Raw genomic sequence first — 16,255 nt, 5'->3', positions numbered from 1 at the left:
TGATCTGAACGTGCGCGGCGATCCCATCCTATTCGTGGACAACTCAGGGCCCACTCTTCTGATAGTCACCATGTCTACGGCTGGAAACGATGCAATGGAGCTACAGCGCTGGAAAGATGGATGGGGCTCACCAGAAGGACGCAGGAGGAACTTGAGCGCACCTGAGAACAGCTGCCCTCGGTCTGCGCCCCAATAGCAGCCATCTGCACCCTGTCCCAGCAGCCAAACGCGTCAACCAATGACACAAGTAACCTGGTTCTAGCTAGAATCCTGAGCACTTAGCTTCTGGAACAGGGATCTAGGATGGAACTCCCATTCGAGGTGGGCGCACTCTACAACCGTCAAAAGCAGATCCATGGCGTATTTGGCGGGCAACAGCAAGGCGGCATTTCGACACCCAAGGAGCATCCGCTAGTCATCGCGTTCACTGGCGAGGCGGGCGTGTCTCACGGCTACCATGATTTCTGGGACGACGACGAAGTCTTTCACTACTTCGGCGAGGGTCAAATCGGAGACATGAAGTATGTGGCGGGCAACCGAGCGATTGGCGAGCACGTCAAGGATGGCAAGACGCTCGTAGTGTTTCAGATGATGGGCAAGGGGCGGCCCTACCGGTACCTAGGTAGGTTCATGTGCCAGTCCTCCTATGTTCAACCTGGCACGCCAGATCGAGAAGGGCAGCTAAGATCTGCCATCGTGTTCCGCTTGAGATCGCTGGAAGCCTCGCTGGGGCTCGCCGCAAGTGAGACGGACCAAGCTGAGATCGATGCCGCTATCGATGACGTTGGCGCGACCAGCACAAGACGCGAAACCGAAGTGCGAACGAAGCAACGTCTGTTTCGCGAGCGCCTGATTGGCGTTGAGAAGGGCTGCCGACTGACCGGCATTGAGGACCTGAGATTCCTCCGCGCGAGCCATATCAAGCCATGGGCTGATAGCACTCATAGTGAGCGTGTTGATGGGGAGAACGGTCTTCTTCTGGCTCCGCATGCCGATCTGCTCTTTGATCGCGGATGGATTAGCTTTTCGGCGAGCGGTCGCCTACTAGTTTCGAGCAGCCTACCATCTGACGTCCAAGTTCGGTTCGGCCTGAAGTTTGATACATCAATTCGATACGGGATCTTTTCTCGGAAGCAGCTTAGCTTCTTGGAATTTCACCGAGACGTCGTTTTTGATAGAAGAATGGAGATTTCGAGGCCCTTCCATTCTTCTAATGCATAGAAAGTCTACTCCTCGGCAAAGCGAGACTTCTTGATTTCCTGACTTTCCTTAACCCACAAGGGCTCATGCAGGATGAAGTATCTACTTTACGCCGATGCCATTTTCAAGAGTCGCCAACGCCCTCGACTGAAACACCCTGAAGTCATCATGCAGAAATTGCCGCCTGCTCGAGCTTATCCAGGACAGAGAGCAACCTGACTTGTGTCGCGTCCGTGAATGAGAATCCAGAACTTGAAGCACATGCCTGTTGCATGGCGTTGAGCAATGCCTTCTTATTAGCCTTTTGTACACCTGGAAGAAACTGGTTCAATATATCATTTTTATCCTGATCATCAAGCAGGCTTTCAATGGTAGCCTTCACCAATTCAGGATTTAGATCCTCGTATGTGAATATTCGTCCTTTTACGAGCGGACCAAATATATCTTCATATCGCTTCTTTTGTAGCCGCCCCTCAGCATCTGAGTCCAGCAGTATGGAGAATTGACGCCCCCATCCCGAATACAGCCTTATGAGGGTATCCAGAGTCCCAGCACCAGATCCCGGCATCAGAGAGATCTTTCTCGAACCTCTCATCAGAGCAAGTCGCATAGCGTAGAAGTCAGATTTACCCTCAAGGAAAATCGCTGGGCCTACGTCATCTAGCAGCCGCGGCGTGTATTCCAGAACATCCAGGACTGGTTTAAAGAAGAAACTTTGATCAGGATGATCATGGACGAATTTCGAGTATGGCGTCGCAGAAATGTCGGTCTCTGAATGGTCCTGAATTGGATCAATACTGGCACCTACACCCTTATTTTTCACCACGTACGCATACCCTAGCCAATCTGGGTTTATCAGATGGTGACTGTGCGTTGTATATATAACGCTACCCGCATCCAGCAGCATAGGAAGACACTCAAGCAAACGAGTTTGGGCTACTGGATGCAGGTTCGAGGCTGGTTCGTCAAAAAGAAATATGGAGTTCTTTTGAGAATTCTGTCTATATGCACGGAACTGAGTGAGAAGCAGAAATGAAAAGAACCACCTAAAACCAACAGAGCGTTCCGATAGAAGAAAGAAGCCATCAGAGTCCTCTATCCGGAACTGTAGATAGGGAGCTAGACCCTTTGAATTCTCTTCGACTCCTCCGATAACACTCACCCTCTTCAACACTGAGGGCTTGTTAAATACACGATCCCAGGCTGAGAAGACTGAATGTGAAACTGCTCGACTGATGGCTAACAGAGTGCCATCTAGCGGCACGCGATCATGCTCTTTATCGCTGAGAAGGCGCCTCGATATGTGATTCTCAACCGTTGCTCCATTTCCAACTGAATCAAGCACGTCTTGAATTACCTTTACGTAGAACTGATGCTTTTTTTCATCGGATGGAGCATTCTCCAGATAAATTTTTTCTGGAAAATCAAGACTGAACGTCGGAAAGTATATCAGAGACGGCATTCGCTCCTTGAGAAAAGCAACTGCCAACTTCCATTCTTCCGCCTTCGCCCTCTTTAACACGCGAGACTTACCACTTCTCGTTTGAAATTGCAGGTTCCATGTATTACTTGCAGCAGAGAAAACGGAATCCGCGAACTTCAGTTCCTGTCTAATTTCAAACCTCTGGGGCGTGAGACTCGTCTCCTTGATTCCAGTGCTGGCGAGGTGCTTGTTCGTGGCCGCGACATCGGCCGCGTCCATCGCCACCATTGCCCTTATTACAATAGAACCATTGAAGTTTGATTTCTTTGATACAGGAATGAGGCTGTTGGGATCCTTAATGCCGTACCCCTTTATGTCAAGCGGGGCAAGTGATTCCGTATTGTATGTAAAATGATTAAGCGCCTCTAATATTGTTGTCTTTCCACTCTCATTGAGACCAACCAAAGTTAGTATCTTTGGAATATCGGGAAGCTCTATTGAAAGTTTCTTGATGCCTCGAAAATTCTCAATTGAGAAGCTTATGTATTTCATACCCCCCCCCAGATGGCTGCAGAAAAATCTACGAACACCTTGAAATAGATATCTAATCCTCAACCGGACCGGAATCAACGCTCGGCTTAGCAAACCAATCCTTGTATGCACCCGAGTCAAAGAATGAAAGTGAATCGATCTCTTTCACGGGGAGGACCTTTATCCAATCTCCTACATCTAGAGATCGCCCTCCCATGAGGTGCCGTACGAGCCGCTCCGCCTCATCATACTGCTTCTGCAACCCCCGCCTAACCCTTCTTATGTATTTACTCCCCTGTGGACTTTGGCTCAGCCTGGCAGGGACTTCCTTATGGACATTTGCATCGAACATCTCAATTTGCTGTTCCAGAGTATATGCACGCTGGCGGGCGACCCAAATATCAACCACTGGATACTCGGTCCTCTCCCCCATCCGAAGAGTATCTTTATCTCTGAATGATGAGAACGTCGGCAGAAGCTCAATGCATGACTCAGGAAGATCGATTCTAGATGGGACTTCAAACACCCTTCCGCAGTATATCTTTCTCGACTTAAGCGTTACCATAACGAGCTTTTGCTCATCAACGGCACGCCGAAGTAACTGAGCCATAGGCGAACCGAACTGCTCAGTAAGTCGATCGTAGACACACTGCGCGCGCCCTCGCTGATGCAAAATATTGCTTACATGAGGCTTCGAACGCTGTCCTCCGACTAGAATTACAGAGAATAGATTTAGCAGCGACGCGGATACTATTGAGCCGAGAATCATAGCAATAAGCTTGCAGGCATGTGGAACTGGAATCGCACGATCCACTACATGTGCAGCTCGCAAGATCCACGCCCCCGAGTCAAGGGACGGCCTGAGAATTCCAGCAGCCAGAAAAACAAAAGCACCGAGGATTAACCCGGTGCCCGCAGCCATAAAGAAAAGCTTTTGCCCTTCCGCCCTGTTAGAGAAAAATCGAAAAGGGTGAAATATTAAGTTAAACAGATAGCCACTAATAAGCAGCGCTGTCATAACAATAGCTGAGCTTCCTGCCCCCATATATACATCCCTATTTTATCGAATCTGCTCTTGAATTCTCTTCCTAAGCGCATTCACTGCATGACGTGCGTCCACGAAACCTACGTAAACCTTGGAAGCGTCAACCTTAACTGAACCATTAATATTCTGACTGGTCTGAGCCTGCTGAATATCTAGAACTGACTTCCTTTCAATCGTCTTTAGATGCCGCTTCAGTTCTCGGACTTCCGAACTCATAGACGTTCTCCTACGTTAGTGGGCCCATCATATGGGCCCACTATCTCAATAGCTGAGAATCAAGTCCACCCGTCAATCAAACCCCAACAGGGTTAGCCTTCTCCGGATCAATCTTGTACTGCTTGATCGCCCGGGCCACATCCTTCGCGGTCATCTTCCCGTCCTTCGCCAGCGCCGCAATCGCGGCATGCGCGATGTAGTACCGGTCAACCTCAAAGAACCGGCGCAGGTTCGCACGCGTATCCGAGCGACCAAACCCATCGGTACCCAGCACCGTATAAGACATCGGCACGAACGCACGGATCTGGTCCGCATACGCACGCACATAGTCGGTGGCGGCAATCGCCGGCCCCTGGCGGCCTTCCAGCAGTTCGGTCACGTAGGCCTTGCGCTGCTCACCTTCCGGATGCAGGCGGTTGGCACGTTCCACGTCGAAACCATCGCGACGCAGTTCGTTGAAGCTCGGGCAGCTCCAGATGTCGGCGGTCACGCCGAAGTCCTTGTCCAGCAGCTCGGCCGCGGCAATCGCTTCGCGCAGGATGGTGCCCGAACCCAGCAGCTGCACGCGCAGCTCGCCCTTCTTCGGCTTGCCGGCGTCGGTCAGCAGGTACATGCCCTTGACGATGCCTTCGGCCGCGCCTTCCGGCATTTCCGGGTGGGTGTAGTTCTCGTTCATCAGGGTGACGTAGTAGTACTCGTCAATCTGATCTTCCATCATCGCCTTGGTGCCGTGCTGCAGGATCACCGTCACTTCGAAGCCGAAGGTCGGGTCGTAGCTGCGCACGTTCGGAATGCCACCGGCCACCAGATGGCTGAAGCCATCTTCGTGCTGCAGGCCTTCACCGTTCAGCGTGGTGCGGCCGGCCGTACCACCCAGCAGGAAGCCGCGGGTACGCATGTCGGCAGCCTGCCAGGCGATGTCGCCCACGCGCTGGAAGCCGAACATCGAGTAGTAGATGTAGAACGGCAGCATCGGCACGTTGCTGACCGAGTAGCTGGTACCGGCGGCCATCCACGAGCTGATCGCACCCGGCTCGCTGATGCCCTGCTGCAGCACCTGGCCGCTCTGGTCTTCGCGGTAGAACATCAGCTGGTCGGCGTCGACCGGCTTGTACTTCTGGCCGAACGGCGCGTAGATGCCGATCTGGCGGAACAGGCCTTCCATGCCGAAGGTACGGGCTTCGTCGGCCACGATCGGCACGATGTGCGGGCCCAGTTCCTTGTCACGCAGGGTGATGTTCAGGCTCTGCACGAAGGCCATGGTGGTGGAGTAGCTGCGCTCGCCGCTGCTCTTCAGCAGGCGCTCGTAGCTTTCCAGCTTCGGTGCGTTGAAGCTCTTTTCGGCCTTGCGGCGGCGCTGCGGCAGGTAACCACCCAGCGACGCACGGCGTTCCTGCAGGTACTGCACTTCCGGCGAATCCGGGCCCGGGTGGTAGAACGGCACCTGGCCATCGGCCAGCTGCGCGTCGGTCACCGGAATGTTGAAGCGGTCGCGGAAGTGGCGCACCGCTTCGTCGTCCAGCTTCTTGGTCTGGTGGGTCGGGTTCAGTGCCTCACCGGCGCTGCCCATGCCGTAACCCTTGACCGTCTTGGCCAGGATCACGGTCGGCATGCCCTTGGTGTTCACGGCCTGGTGGTAGGCGGCGTACACCTTGTGCGGGTCGTGGCCACCACGGTTCAGGCGCCAGATGTCGTCGTCGCTCAGGCCGGCAACCATCGCAGCGGTTTCCGGGTACTTGCCGAAGAAATGCTCGCGGGTATACGCGCCGCCGAAGGCCTTGCAGTTCTGGTATTCGCCGTCGACGGTTTCCATCATCAGCTTCTTCAGGACGCCATTGGTGTCCTTGGCCAGCAGGGCATCCCAGTAACCGCCCCACAGCAGCTTGATGACATTCCAGCCGCCGCCACGGAACACGCCTTCCAGTTCCTGGATGATCTTGCCGTTGCCGCGCACCGGGCCATCCAAGCGCTGCAGGTTGCAGTTCACCACGAAGATCAGGTTGTCCAGGCCTTCACGGCCGGCCAGCGCGATGGCACCCAGGGTTTCCGGCTCGTCGCTCTCGCCGTCGCCGATGAAGCACCACACCTTGCGGTCGGACTTCTCGATCAGGCCTCGGTTTTCCAGGTAGCGCATGAACTGCGCCTGGTAGATGGCGGCCAGCGGGCCCAGGCCCATCGACACGGTCGGGGTCTGCCAGTATTCCGGCATCAGCCACGGATGCGGGTACGACGACAGACCGCCGCCGTCCACTTCCATGCGGAACTTGTCCAGCTGCTCTTCGTTGATGCGGCCTTCCAGGAAGGAACGCGCATAGATGCCCGGGGCGCTGTGGCCCTGGATGAACAGCAGGTCGCCTGGGTGGTTCTCGCTCGGGGCGCGCCAGAAGTGGTTGAAGCCCACGTCGTACAGCGTTGCGCCGGAGGCGAACGAAGCGATGTGGCCGCCCAGGTCACCCGGCTTGCGGTTGGCGCGCACCACGGTGGCCATCGCGTTCCAGCGGATGATCGAACGGATGCGCCATTCCAGTTCGGCGTTGCCCGGGCTCTTCGCCTCCAGCTGCGGCTCGATGGTGTTGACGTATTCGGTAGTGGGAGAGAACGGCAGATAGGCACCCGAACGACGGGTCAGTTCCACCATGCCTTCCAGCAGCTGATGCGCGCGCTCGGGGCCCTCGACATCAATAACGGCCTTCAACGACTCGATCCACTCCTGAGTTTCCACAGGATTCGGGTCGTTGTTCAGCACCTCGTTCAACCAGTTCATTAGCGCTCCCATTACCGCACGCACGCGCGCGACTGTTGATAGATTTCTAGACCGCAAAGTGTAGCGCACCAAGGGCTTTCGTCACTTGGCTACGCCGGCGTATGGAGGCAGCCCCCCCCTGTCTGCATGGCATGTCCCGGGACGTCCACCGGCGGGACAAAGCACTGCTGCAGGCCGCTATGGCTGCCTGCAAGGGCTGCGCCAGCTGTCGCCTGCGGCCTGCTGCGCCCATGCGCAGGACGCAGTGTTACTGCTGCGGATGACCGTTGTGGGGCAAGGCCGGCGCAGTGTCGGCGTTGTCTGACGGGCTGCCGCTGAACCCGCGACAACGTGTCGCGCGCGCCTCTCGACGCGGGCGGGGCGGCTGCGCACGGTTGGCGGCGAGCAGGCCCCTTCCCGCGGTTCGCCGCTCGTCTGCTGCGCCCCGCCCGGGGCGGAAACCCGCAGCGCCGTTGCGTGGCCCGATACGGATGTCAGGCCGCGCAACGGTGGCTTGCGCCGCGCGCACCCCTCCCCTTCAGCCCTTGCAGTAGCTGGCTGCATGGCCCGATCTGGCAAGCGTTGTGGCCGAAACCGTGCTTGTCGGGTCCGGCTTATCGATATATCGTTTGCGGCACACGTTACCGATATATCGAAATGGGCCGATCCCCCTCCCCCAGGAACCGCACCGACGATGCCGCGGTACCCCGCCGCAACGGCCAGCCGCGCGTGCTCAGCCGTGGCGACCTGCGCCTGCTGGTGCTGGCGCTGATCGGCGAGCAGCCGCGCCACGGCTACGAGTTGATGCAGCACATCAGCACCATGTTCATGCAGGCCTACACCCCCAGTGCCGGCACCATGTACCCGCTGCTGGCCAGCTTCGAGCAGGCTGGCTGGGTGGCGTCGGAAGAGGTGGACGGCCGCCGTGTGTTCCGCATCACCACTGCCGGCGAGTTCGAGCTGAAGGTGCAGCGCACCCAGGTGCGATTGGCGCAGCGACGCGCGTTCGACCGCGCCCGCGAGATCACCAAGGCCTCGCTGCCGGCGCCGCTGGCCGCTGCGCTGCGCGAGTTCAAGCTGGCGCTGGTGCACCACCACGGGCGCTGGGCCGACGGCGAAGCCGAGCAGGTCGCCGCGCTGCTGTCGCGTGCGTCGGCGCTGATGAATGGCCAGGCCAGCAACGTGTCCTCTCCCTTTTCTACGACCCAGCCAGACTGAATCCAGCCAGGTCTTCCCCCATGCCGCGCGCCCCCGCGCGACCTTCCGACAGGTACCCCCATGACCGAACATCACAACTCGCGACTGCGCCTGGATGTGCGCTTCCGTGAACTGACGGTGCTGCGCACCGAGACCGTCACCCCGCACATGCGCCGCATCGTGCTGGGCGGCGACGACCTGGCCGGCTTCGATTCGCCCGGCGCCGACGACCACATCAAGCTGTTCTTCCCCAACGCCAGCGGCGAGATGGTGCTGCCGGTGCTGACCGCCGAGGGCCGCAGCTACCCCGACGGCAAGCAGCCGTCGCCGGCACGCGACTACACCCCGCGCTGGTGGGACCACGAAACCGGCGAGCTGGCCATCGACTTCGTGCTGCACGACCAGGGCATCGCCGGGCCGTGGGCCGAGCGCGCGCAGGCCGGCGACACGCTGCTGATCGGCGGCCCGCGCGGTTCGTTCGTGGTGGCCGACAGCTACGACGCCTATGTGCTGATTGGCGATGAAACCGCGCTGCCGGCCATCGCCCGCTGGCTGGACGTGCTGCCCGAGGGCGCGCAGGTGCAGGCGTACATCGAAGTGGCCGACGAGGACGAGCGCCAGGATCTGCCGCAGTACGAGAACGTGCGCATCCACTGGCTGGAGCGCAATGGCTTCCCGGCGGCCAGCAGCACGCTGCTGGAAGACATGCTGACCGATTTCGAGGCCCCGGACGGCGATGCGTTCTACTGGATCGCCACCGAATCGCGCCGCGCACGGATGATGCGCAAGTTCATCGAAGGCCACCTGGGCGTGCCGCGCGACTGGATCCGCTCGACCGGTTACTGGAAGGCGCACCCGGACGAACAGGACGGCGATTGACCGCAAAAGGGGTAGGTGCGGACCGTTGGTCCGCACGTCTTTGACTATGTAGAGCCGAGCCCATGCTCGGCTGCTGTTCTATCCGCCCTCGCGCTACGCGCGATGAGCCGAGCATGAGCTCGGCTCTACAGGAGCGCGGGGCGCAGCCCCACGCACCCACCCGAACCGGTGCGCGGCCCATATCTCCAGCGCCAGCAGCAGCGCAATGATCGCCAGCGGCAGCAGCAACCCCAGGTACACGCCCGGCATCATGCCGTTGATCTGCGCCTTCACCAGCCGCAGCACGCCACGTGTATGCAGCAGCTCATCCATGCGCATGGTCAGCGCCTCGCGCACCATCTTCGGCTCCAGGCCGACCGTGCCGGCCTTGTCGATCAGCGTGTCTTCCACCATCGCGCGCAGCAGCCCGGCGCGCACCTTGCCGATCACCCAGCCCACGCCACGCGCCATCGGCCCGTCACCCAAACGGTCCACGCCGGGCAGCGGATGCTCGCTCAGGTAGATCGCAGCCAGCGAATCTGCCACATCGCCCACCGTGCCCTGGCTCTGCAGCGCTGCACGCATGCGCTCGTCTTCCAGCGAAGCGGTGAAGCCACTGCTCCACCCTTCCACCATCGTCTGCAGGTGCGGCTGGAAGTGGTCGAGCTGCTTGAACAGCGCGCGGTGCGCGCCGGCGGTGAAGCCCAGCTGCAGGCCGAAGAATGCGACCAGCAACGGCAGCAGCACCACATACGAGGCCAGCAGCCCGTGGTGCCAACGCCGCTGCCGCCGCAGCCAATCGCGTCGATGCAGCCAGCGCCAGGCGAAGATGCCCAGCGCCAGCCCCAACAGGGTGCCCAGCACGCTGCCGCCGATCAGATCGAGCACGCTCAGGCCGGTCCAGAATTCGCCAAGCCAGTACTGCGCTTCCTGCATGGTGTTGCCTTCCGTGGTTCAGTGCGGCCGCCATGGTAACCGCGACCCCATGCGACAATCGCGCTCCTTTCCTGCACCAACGAGGCCCCACGTGGGCAAACTGACCCTGAGCGGCGTGGACACGCTGCGTACCCGCCTGGCCGACGACAGCGCCTGCGACGCAGCGCTGTCCGCCTTCGCCGACCCGGCTGCGGCGCGCGTACCGCTGCGTGAGCTGGTCGAGGCACAGCACCGCTACCTGCAGGCCGAACACGAAGTGGCACAGGTAGCCGACATCCTGCGCCGCGACCAGAAGTACGCGCCGGTCGGTCGCCCGTCGGTGCATATCGTGCAGCTGCGCAAGCAGCAGGCGTCTACCAGGCAGGCGGCGCTGATCGCCCGCCAGGTGGTGGCACAGGCCGCGCAGACGTTCGTGCGCGCGAGCGGGTTGACGGTGAAGGCCAAGCAGAGCCCGAGCGAAGCGTCGACCGCGTGGCTGGGTACGCTGCGCTGAGAAATCCTGCTTCGGAGAGATTGTGCGGACCAACGGTCCGCACCCACCGAATCCAGGTCCGCAGCCGGCCAGCGGCCGGCTCTACCAGCGCCCAAAAAAGAAGGCCCGCTTTTCAGCGGGCCTTCTGCCTTCTCACGACGAGTGAGCGGGATGTTGCATCAAGCAGCCGGCTTCTCGCCGGTGGCTTCGGTGGTGATGCGGATCTTCACTTCATCGCTGACGTTCGGGGCGTAGGCGCCGACGCCGAAATCGCTGCGCTTGATCGTGGTGGTGGCATCGAAGCCGGCGGCCGGAACCTTGGCCATCGGGTGCTCGCCGCCGCCGTTGACGGTCACATCCAGGGTCACCGGCTTGGTGATGTCCTTGATGGTCAGATCGCCGGTGACGGTCAGCTTGTTGGTGCCGGCCGATTCGACCTTGGTGCTCTTGAAGCTGGCGGCCGGGAACTTGGCAGCGTCGAAGAAGTCGGCGCTCTTCAGGTGCTCGTCGAACTTGGCGGTGAAGCTGTTCAGGCCGCTCAGCGGCAGCTTCACTTCCACGGTGGACTTGGTGACGTCGGTGGCGTCGTACACCAGGGTGCCTTCGGCATTGCCGAAGTGCGCGCTCGGGTTGGAGAAGCCGAAGTGGCTCCACTGCGCCAGCACGTCGGTGTGGGTCGGGTCGAGCTTGTAGGTGCCCGAGGCGATGGTGATCGCGGCAGCAGCCGGGGCAGCAGCGGCGTCGGCGGCCGGGGTGGTGGCAGCCTGCTCGGTGGCGGCCGGGGCAGCAGCATCAGCCGCCGGGGCAGCGGTGTCGGCCGGCTTGGAGCAGGCGGCGATGGCCAGGGTCAGGGCCAGCGGCAGCAGCAGTTTACGGGTGGCGCTCATCTCAGGAACTCTCCGGATCGTAGGGTGGGAACACAGTGCAGCAATGGCCCGCCACGGCGGGCGGGCCCGAAACCGATACAGCGACTTACGCGATGCGCGCCGCTTCGTCGAACGACAGACGCGGCAGACGGGGGAACAGGCCCGAATCGTCACCGTACCCCAGGTTGACCAGGAAATTCGACTTGATGCTGGTGCCGGCGAAGAAGGCTTCATCGACCTTGGCGTTGTCGAAGCCGGACATCGGGCCGGCATCCAGGCCCAGCGCGCGCGCGGCCAGGATCAGGTAACCGCCCTGCAGGCTGCCGTTGCGGAACGCGCCTTCATGGCGGCCTTCGCGCGGGCCGTCGAACCAGGCCTTGGCATCGGTGTGCGGGAACAGGTACGGCAGCTTCTCGTGGAAGTCCTGGTCGAAGGCCACGATGACGGTGACCGGGGCGGCCAGGGTCTTGTTGTGGTTGCCTTCGGACAGCGCCGGTGCGAGCTTGGCCTTGGCTTCGGCCGACTTCACGAACACGAAGCGCGCCGGGCTGCCGTTGGCGGCGGTCGGGCCCCACTTCAGCAGGTCGTACAGGGCGTGCAACTGCGCGTCTTCGACAGGCTTGTCGAGGAAGGCGTTCTGGGTACGGGCGGTGCGGAACAACTGGTCCAGTGCAGCAGCGTCGAGCGCGTGGGACATCGTGGATCTCCAGGGCGGCTAAGGTCAGTGCCCGCGGGCGGCGCGGGGCGAAACGTCGATCCGCAGTGTAGAGTGTCGCGACTGTTGCAACACCCAGCAGGATTGAAACGAATTAATGCCAATGGTGAAACGATCGAGCACGCCATGGACGGTCACCGATGGCCGTGCCGGTAATGTCCGCCAGGCGGTCGCGCTGGCGACGGCGCTGCGCCTGGGCAGCCACCGTCCCCTGGTACTGCAACCCCGCGCCCCTTGGCGCTGGCTGTCGCCGCGGCGCTTGCCTGGTGATGTGAATGGCTACGGCGAGGCGCTCGCGTCCCTCGCTGCCGAGGCGCCTGCGCTGGCGATCGGCTGTGGCCGCCAGGCCGCCGGAGCGCTGCGCGTGCTGCGTGCGCGCGGCAGCCAGGTGGTGCAGATCCTCGACCCGCGTATCGGTTCCCGCCACTGGGACGTGGTGGTGGTGCCCGAGCATGACGCCCTGCGCGGCAGCAACGTGCTGACCCTGGTCGGCAGCCTGAACCCGGTGGACGATGATTGGCTGGCCTTGGGCCGCGCCGCGTTCGCCAGCTTCAGCACCCTGCCCGGCCCGCGCACCGCGCTGCTGGTGGGCGGCCCGACGCCGCTGGCACCCTGGGATGAGACGGCGATGGTGCACGTGTTCCAGGCGCTGGCCGAACAGATCCGCAGCGAGGGTGGCAGCCTGCTGGCGACCACTTCGCGGCGCACGCCGCCGGCGCTGGCCGAGATCCTGCGCGCGAAGTTCGCCGACCTGCCGCATGTGATCTGGGGTGATGGCGGCGATGGTGTGAACCCGTACGCCGGTCTGCTTGGCTGGGCCAACCGGGTGGTGGTGTCGCCCGATTCGGTGAACCTGCTGTCCGAGGCCAGCGCCACGCGCATGCCGGTGATGGTGGCCCTGGCAGATACGGCGCAGGGACGGTTGGCGCGCTTCCAGCAGCAGTTGCGCGAACGCGGGCGCTTGCAGCCGCGCTGGTTGGATTGGCAGTACGACCGCATCGAACCGCTGCGCGAGACCGCGCGGATTGCCGCCGAGGTCAAAGCGCGGCTGGCGTTGGGGTGATGCCGTCCAGCGCTTTTTGAACATTTCGATCCGTCAGCGCAGTTAGAGTCCAGCCTCCCCCCTCGGACTGGATGTCCCCATGCGTACCCTGCTTCTGCTGCCGCTGGCCCTGCTGGCGGCCTGCTCTACCACCCCCACCGAACTGGACCCGCTGTCGCACGCCTGCCAGCAGCAGCTGGATGCCTACCGCGAGCAGCCGGCCCTGCGCAATCCGCGCAACGAGCGCCCGCCGTTGCCGATCGCGCCGATCAGCGATACCTGCGACAAGGAATTGCGTCGCAAGGGCGTGGAGCGCTGATTCCAGCGATGCGGGTATGATCGGCGCGCGGGCCTGCCCGCGTCTGGAGCGGTATACATGGAACGTCTGCATCGCCTGCGCTGCGGCCTGCTGCTGTTGATGGGCCTGCTGGCCACCGCGCCGGCATGGGCCGACAGCGGCACCTGCCTGGAGCGCTACCCCAGCGTGGCCGCACAGGCGGCGATGTTCGATGTGGCGTGGACCACGGCCGAGCGCCTGGATGCGCTGCCCGACGTTGACGTGGTGATCGCCGCGCGTGGTGGCCAGGACCTGAGCCGCTACGGCCTGCGCCACAGCCACCTGGCCTTCCTGCTGCGCGAAGACGACGGCCGCTGGCGTGCGATGCACCTGCTCAACCGCTGCAAGACCGACAGCTCGCAGCTGTACCGCGAGGGCCTGGGCAATTTCGTCGGCGAGAGCGGCACCCATACCGATCTGCGCATCGGCGTGCCGCCGCCGGCGTTGCAGCTGGCACTGAAGCGGATGCTGGCAGCACCGGCGATCCAGCCCAAGGCGCTGCACGAATCGAAGTACAACGTCGTGGCCTATCCGTTCGCCACCGACTTCCAGAATTCCAACCAGTGGATCCTGGAAGTGCTGGCCGCGGCAATGGCGCAGGCTGAAGGTGGCCCGGTCATCGTCAAGCGCGAACAGGCGCAGCAATGGCTGCGCGCGCAGAAGTTCCAGCCCAGCGTGTTGCATATCGGCCTGGGCAAGCGCGTGGGTGCGCGCTTGTTCGTGGCCAACGCCACCACCACCGACCATCCGGCCAGCGAACGCATTTCCGGCAACTACTCGGTGGTGACGGTGGAATCGGTATTCGACTTCCTGCACCAGCGCAGCCAGCTGCAGCAGGAACTGACCATTGCGCATGCGACGGTCGACGGCACCGCCGCCGCTGCGCCCTGACCTGGCAAGGAGAAGATGATGCGCAACCTGCAGTTTTCCGCGTTGGCCGTGCTTCTGTGCGGCAGCCTGTTGTCCGCAGCGCCGGCACACGCCGAGCGCCGCATCGTGATCATCCAGAACAGCGTGCCCGAAGGGCCGAGCCTGGAGATGTCCGCACCGATGGTGGCAGCTGCGCAAGCGGCGGCGGCCAAAGAAGCCGAAGATACCGGCGTGCCTGCGGGCCAGGGCGCGGTGAAGCTGCCGCAGATGCAGGTCAGCGCCATTTCCACCACCGTCGATGGTCGCCGCGAAGTACTGCTGCGCGATGCCAACAATCCACAGAACACTGCTTCGATGCAGTGGCCCAAGCGCCCCGGCGACCCGGCCGTGCAGTTCAACGTCGGGCAGACGGTGAACTTCCAACCCACCGGATCGGGCGACGGCTGGCAGGTGCGAGACAACCAGGGCCGGCCGCTGGAATACCTGCCCGAGGCCACCGGCCCACGCGATCTTTTCGATACGCAGCGCTGAGCCGCTGCTTCTCTTCCCGACCAGGAGGTCACCATGCTTCGTTCCCTGCGCGCCCCCGCCGCCGCCCTGCTGTTGTCTGCCCTGACGGTGCCGACCGTGCACGCCGGTGCCGCCCCGCACCTCAACAGTGGCCAGGCCAGCGTGCTGGTCACTTCGTTGATCGTGGTGTCGGTTCCGCTGGCCACCTCGATGGGCCTGGCCGCGCTGTCCAAGGCGCCGTTCAAGGCCAGCGAGCGCAATGGCAAGGTCGCCGAGCGCACCCCGGCGGTGCCGCTGCCGCCGATGGAAGTGAAGCAGGTGGCGACCACCGCCGCTGGCGAGCGCCAGGTGCATCTGCAGGTACCGGACAAGGCCGACCAGACCGCTACCCTGCAGTGGCCGGCGATTGAGGGCGAAGACCCGGTGGCCGGCTTCGTGGTCGGCCAGCAGGTGCGCTTCGACCCGACCGATGCCGGTGCCGGCTGGACGGTGAAGAACAGCGACGGCAAGGCTCTGGCCTATGTGCCCACGGCCTATGCCGCCGGCGACGCGCTGAGCGAACAGCTGTAAAGCTGAACGGCCGTTTTTGGCTTTGCGGCGGGCCGGGCGGATAATGGGCGATCCCCTTTTTCCCCTGGCTCGCCATGTCCGTGCGTCCTGCGCCTGTTTTTGCCCCGTTGACCGCCCGCGCCCTGGTGCTGGCGGTACTGGCCATGGGCGCGGTGGTGCTGCTGTCCAACGTGCTGGTGCAGTACCCGATCAATGACTGGCTGACCTGGGGTGCTTTCAGCTACCCGGTGGCGTTTCTGGTCAGCAACCTGATCAACCGCCGCTTCGGCCCGGGCCCGGCCCGCCGCGTGGCGTGGATTGGTTTCGCGGTGGCGGTACTGCTGTCGGTGTGGGTGGCGACGCCGCGCATTGCGATCGCCTCGTGCTCGGCCTTCATCGTCGCCCAGCTGCTGGACATCACCGTGTTCGACCGCCTGCGCCGTGGCAGCTGGTGGCGCGCGCCGATGGTGGCCACCACCTGCAGCGCGACGGTGGATACCACCATCTTCTGGTCGATCGCCTTCGCCGGTTCCACCCTGCCGTGGGTGAGCTGGGCCGCGGGCGACCTGGCGGTGAAGCTGGCGATCGGCGTATGCCTGCTGGCCCCGTTCCGCGCGTTGTTGTGGAAGATGGCGCCGCTGCGCACAGCGGGCTGACCGCCGTTGCCCGGGTAGTTGCCAACCTTGGTTGGCACACTCCCAGACCCCGGTGGCTGCCATCCTTGTTTGGCACATTCCCAGAACCC

The 16,255-nt window shown here is 62.1% G+C and carries 16 protein-coding genes; 10 read left to right on the top strand and 6 right to left on the bottom strand.

Annotated features, from left to right (window positions below):
• Positions 1 to 303 precede the first annotated feature (303 nt).
• On the top strand, positions 304 to 1,221 hold the full coding sequence (locus CR156_RS21885) for an HNH endonuclease (RefSeq protein WP_100554577.1): 918 nt from the start codon (positions 304 to 306) through the stop codon (positions 1,219 to 1,221).
• Positions 1,222 to 1,366: 145 nt separating this feature from the next.
• On the opposite strand, the gene CR156_RS21880 is transcribed toward CR156_RS21885, so the two are convergent.
• The 3 genes from CR156_RS21880 to aceE form a co-directional block, all read right to left on the bottom strand.
• Positions 1,367 to 3,175: an ATP-dependent nuclease gene (locus CR156_RS21880; RefSeq protein WP_093820964.1), complete on the bottom strand. Its 1,809-nt coding sequence runs from the start codon at positions 3,173 to 3,175 to the stop codon at positions 1,367 to 1,369.
• A 52-nt stretch (positions 3,176 to 3,227) separates the two neighbouring features.
• Positions 3,228 to 3,764: a hypothetical protein gene (locus CR156_RS21875; RefSeq protein WP_133120129.1), complete on the bottom strand. Its 537-nt coding sequence runs from the start codon at positions 3,762 to 3,764 to the stop codon at positions 3,228 to 3,230.
• Between the two features lie 727 nt (positions 3,765 to 4,491).
• Complete coding sequence (gene aceE, locus CR156_RS21870; RefSeq protein WP_100554575.1) at positions 4,492 to 7,179, bottom strand: pyruvate dehydrogenase (acetyl-transferring), homodimeric type; 2,688 nt, start codon at positions 7,177 to 7,179, stop codon at positions 4,492 to 4,494.
• A gap of 636 nt (positions 7,180 to 7,815) precedes the next feature.
• Between aceE and CR156_RS21865 the strand changes: the two genes are divergently transcribed.
• Complete coding sequence (locus tag CR156_RS21865; protein WP_100554574.1) at positions 7,816 to 8,376, top strand: PadR family transcriptional regulator; 561 nt, start codon at positions 7,816 to 7,818, stop codon at positions 8,374 to 8,376.
• 60 nt (positions 8,377 to 8,436) lie between these two features.
• Complete coding sequence (locus CR156_RS21860) at positions 8,437 to 9,234, top strand: siderophore-interacting protein (protein ID WP_100554573.1); 798 nt, start codon at positions 8,437 to 8,439, stop codon at positions 9,232 to 9,234.
• 93 nt (positions 9,235 to 9,327) lie between these two features.
• On the opposite strand, the gene CR156_RS21855 is transcribed toward CR156_RS21860, so the two are convergent.
• A complete protein-coding gene (locus CR156_RS21855; RefSeq protein WP_100554572.1) occupies positions 9,328 to 10,149 on the bottom strand; it encodes a hypothetical protein in 822 nt (273 codons plus the stop codon).
• 91 nt (positions 10,150 to 10,240) lie between these two features.
• Here CR156_RS21855 and CR156_RS21850 point away from each other — a divergent pair, with 91 nt between their 5' ends.
• Positions 10,241 to 10,642 carry a hypothetical protein gene (locus CR156_RS21850; RefSeq protein WP_100554571.1) on the top strand — a complete coding sequence of 134 codons (402 nt, stop codon included), beginning with the start codon at positions 10,241 to 10,243 and terminating at the stop codon, positions 10,640 to 10,642.
• Between the two features lie 158 nt (positions 10,643 to 10,800).
• Here CR156_RS21850 and CR156_RS21845 read toward each other — a convergent pair whose 3' ends face one another.
• Together CR156_RS21845 and CR156_RS21840 are read right to left on the bottom strand one after the other, a co-directional pair.
• Positions 10,801 to 11,508, bottom strand: a complete 708-nt coding sequence (locus CR156_RS21845; protein ID WP_100554570.1) for a YceI family protein — start codon at positions 11,506 to 11,508, stop codon at positions 10,801 to 10,803.
• Between the two features lie 85 nt (positions 11,509 to 11,593).
• On the bottom strand, positions 11,594 to 12,184 hold the full coding sequence (locus tag CR156_RS21840) for a malonic semialdehyde reductase (protein ID WP_100554569.1): 591 nt from the start codon (positions 12,182 to 12,184) through the stop codon (positions 11,594 to 11,596).
• 121 nt (positions 12,185 to 12,305) lie between these two features.
• On the opposite strand from CR156_RS21840, the gene CR156_RS21835 reads away from it, so the two are divergent.
• The 6 genes from CR156_RS21835 (at position 12,306) to CR156_RS21810 (ending at position 16,166) form a co-directional block, all read left to right on the top strand.
• Positions 12,306 to 13,265, top strand: a complete 960-nt coding sequence (locus CR156_RS21835) for a mitochondrial fission ELM1 family protein (protein WP_100554568.1) — start codon at positions 12,306 to 12,308, stop codon at positions 13,263 to 13,265.
• A gap of 79 nt (positions 13,266 to 13,344) precedes the next feature.
• The gene (locus tag CR156_RS21830) at positions 13,345 to 13,563 is read left to right on the top strand and encodes a hypothetical protein (protein WP_100460003.1); all 219 of its coding nucleotides are present in this window, start codon (positions 13,345 to 13,347) and stop codon (positions 13,561 to 13,563) included.
• A 57-nt stretch (positions 13,564 to 13,620) separates the two neighbouring features.
• Positions 13,621 to 14,472: a DUF2145 domain-containing protein gene (locus CR156_RS21825; protein WP_100554567.1), complete on the top strand. Its 852-nt coding sequence runs from the start codon at positions 13,621 to 13,623 to the stop codon at positions 14,470 to 14,472.
• A gap of 18 nt (positions 14,473 to 14,490) precedes the next feature.
• Positions 14,491 to 14,982: a hypothetical protein gene (locus tag CR156_RS21820; protein WP_100554566.1), complete on the top strand. Its 492-nt coding sequence runs from the start codon at positions 14,491 to 14,493 to the stop codon at positions 14,980 to 14,982.
• A 33-nt stretch (positions 14,983 to 15,015) separates the two neighbouring features.
• Positions 15,016 to 15,531 (top strand): hypothetical protein, encoded by a 516-nt coding sequence (locus tag CR156_RS21815; protein ID WP_089238290.1) that lies wholly within the window; start codon positions 15,016 to 15,018, stop codon positions 15,529 to 15,531.
• 74 nt (positions 15,532 to 15,605) lie between these two features.
• Positions 15,606 to 16,166 (top strand): queuosine precursor transporter, encoded by a 561-nt coding sequence (locus tag CR156_RS21810; RefSeq protein WP_025878224.1) that lies wholly within the window; start codon positions 15,606 to 15,608, stop codon positions 16,164 to 16,166.
• The last annotated feature ends 89 nt before the right edge of the window (positions 16,167 to 16,255 follow it).

The sequence above is a fragment of the Stenotrophomonas lactitubi genome, from assembly GCF_002803515.1.
Lineage (GTDB): Bacteria > Pseudomonadota > Gammaproteobacteria > Xanthomonadales > Xanthomonadaceae > Stenotrophomonas > Stenotrophomonas lactitubi.
Note: the sequence above shows the minus strand (reverse complement) of the source record. Positions and strands in the feature narration are given on the sequence as shown.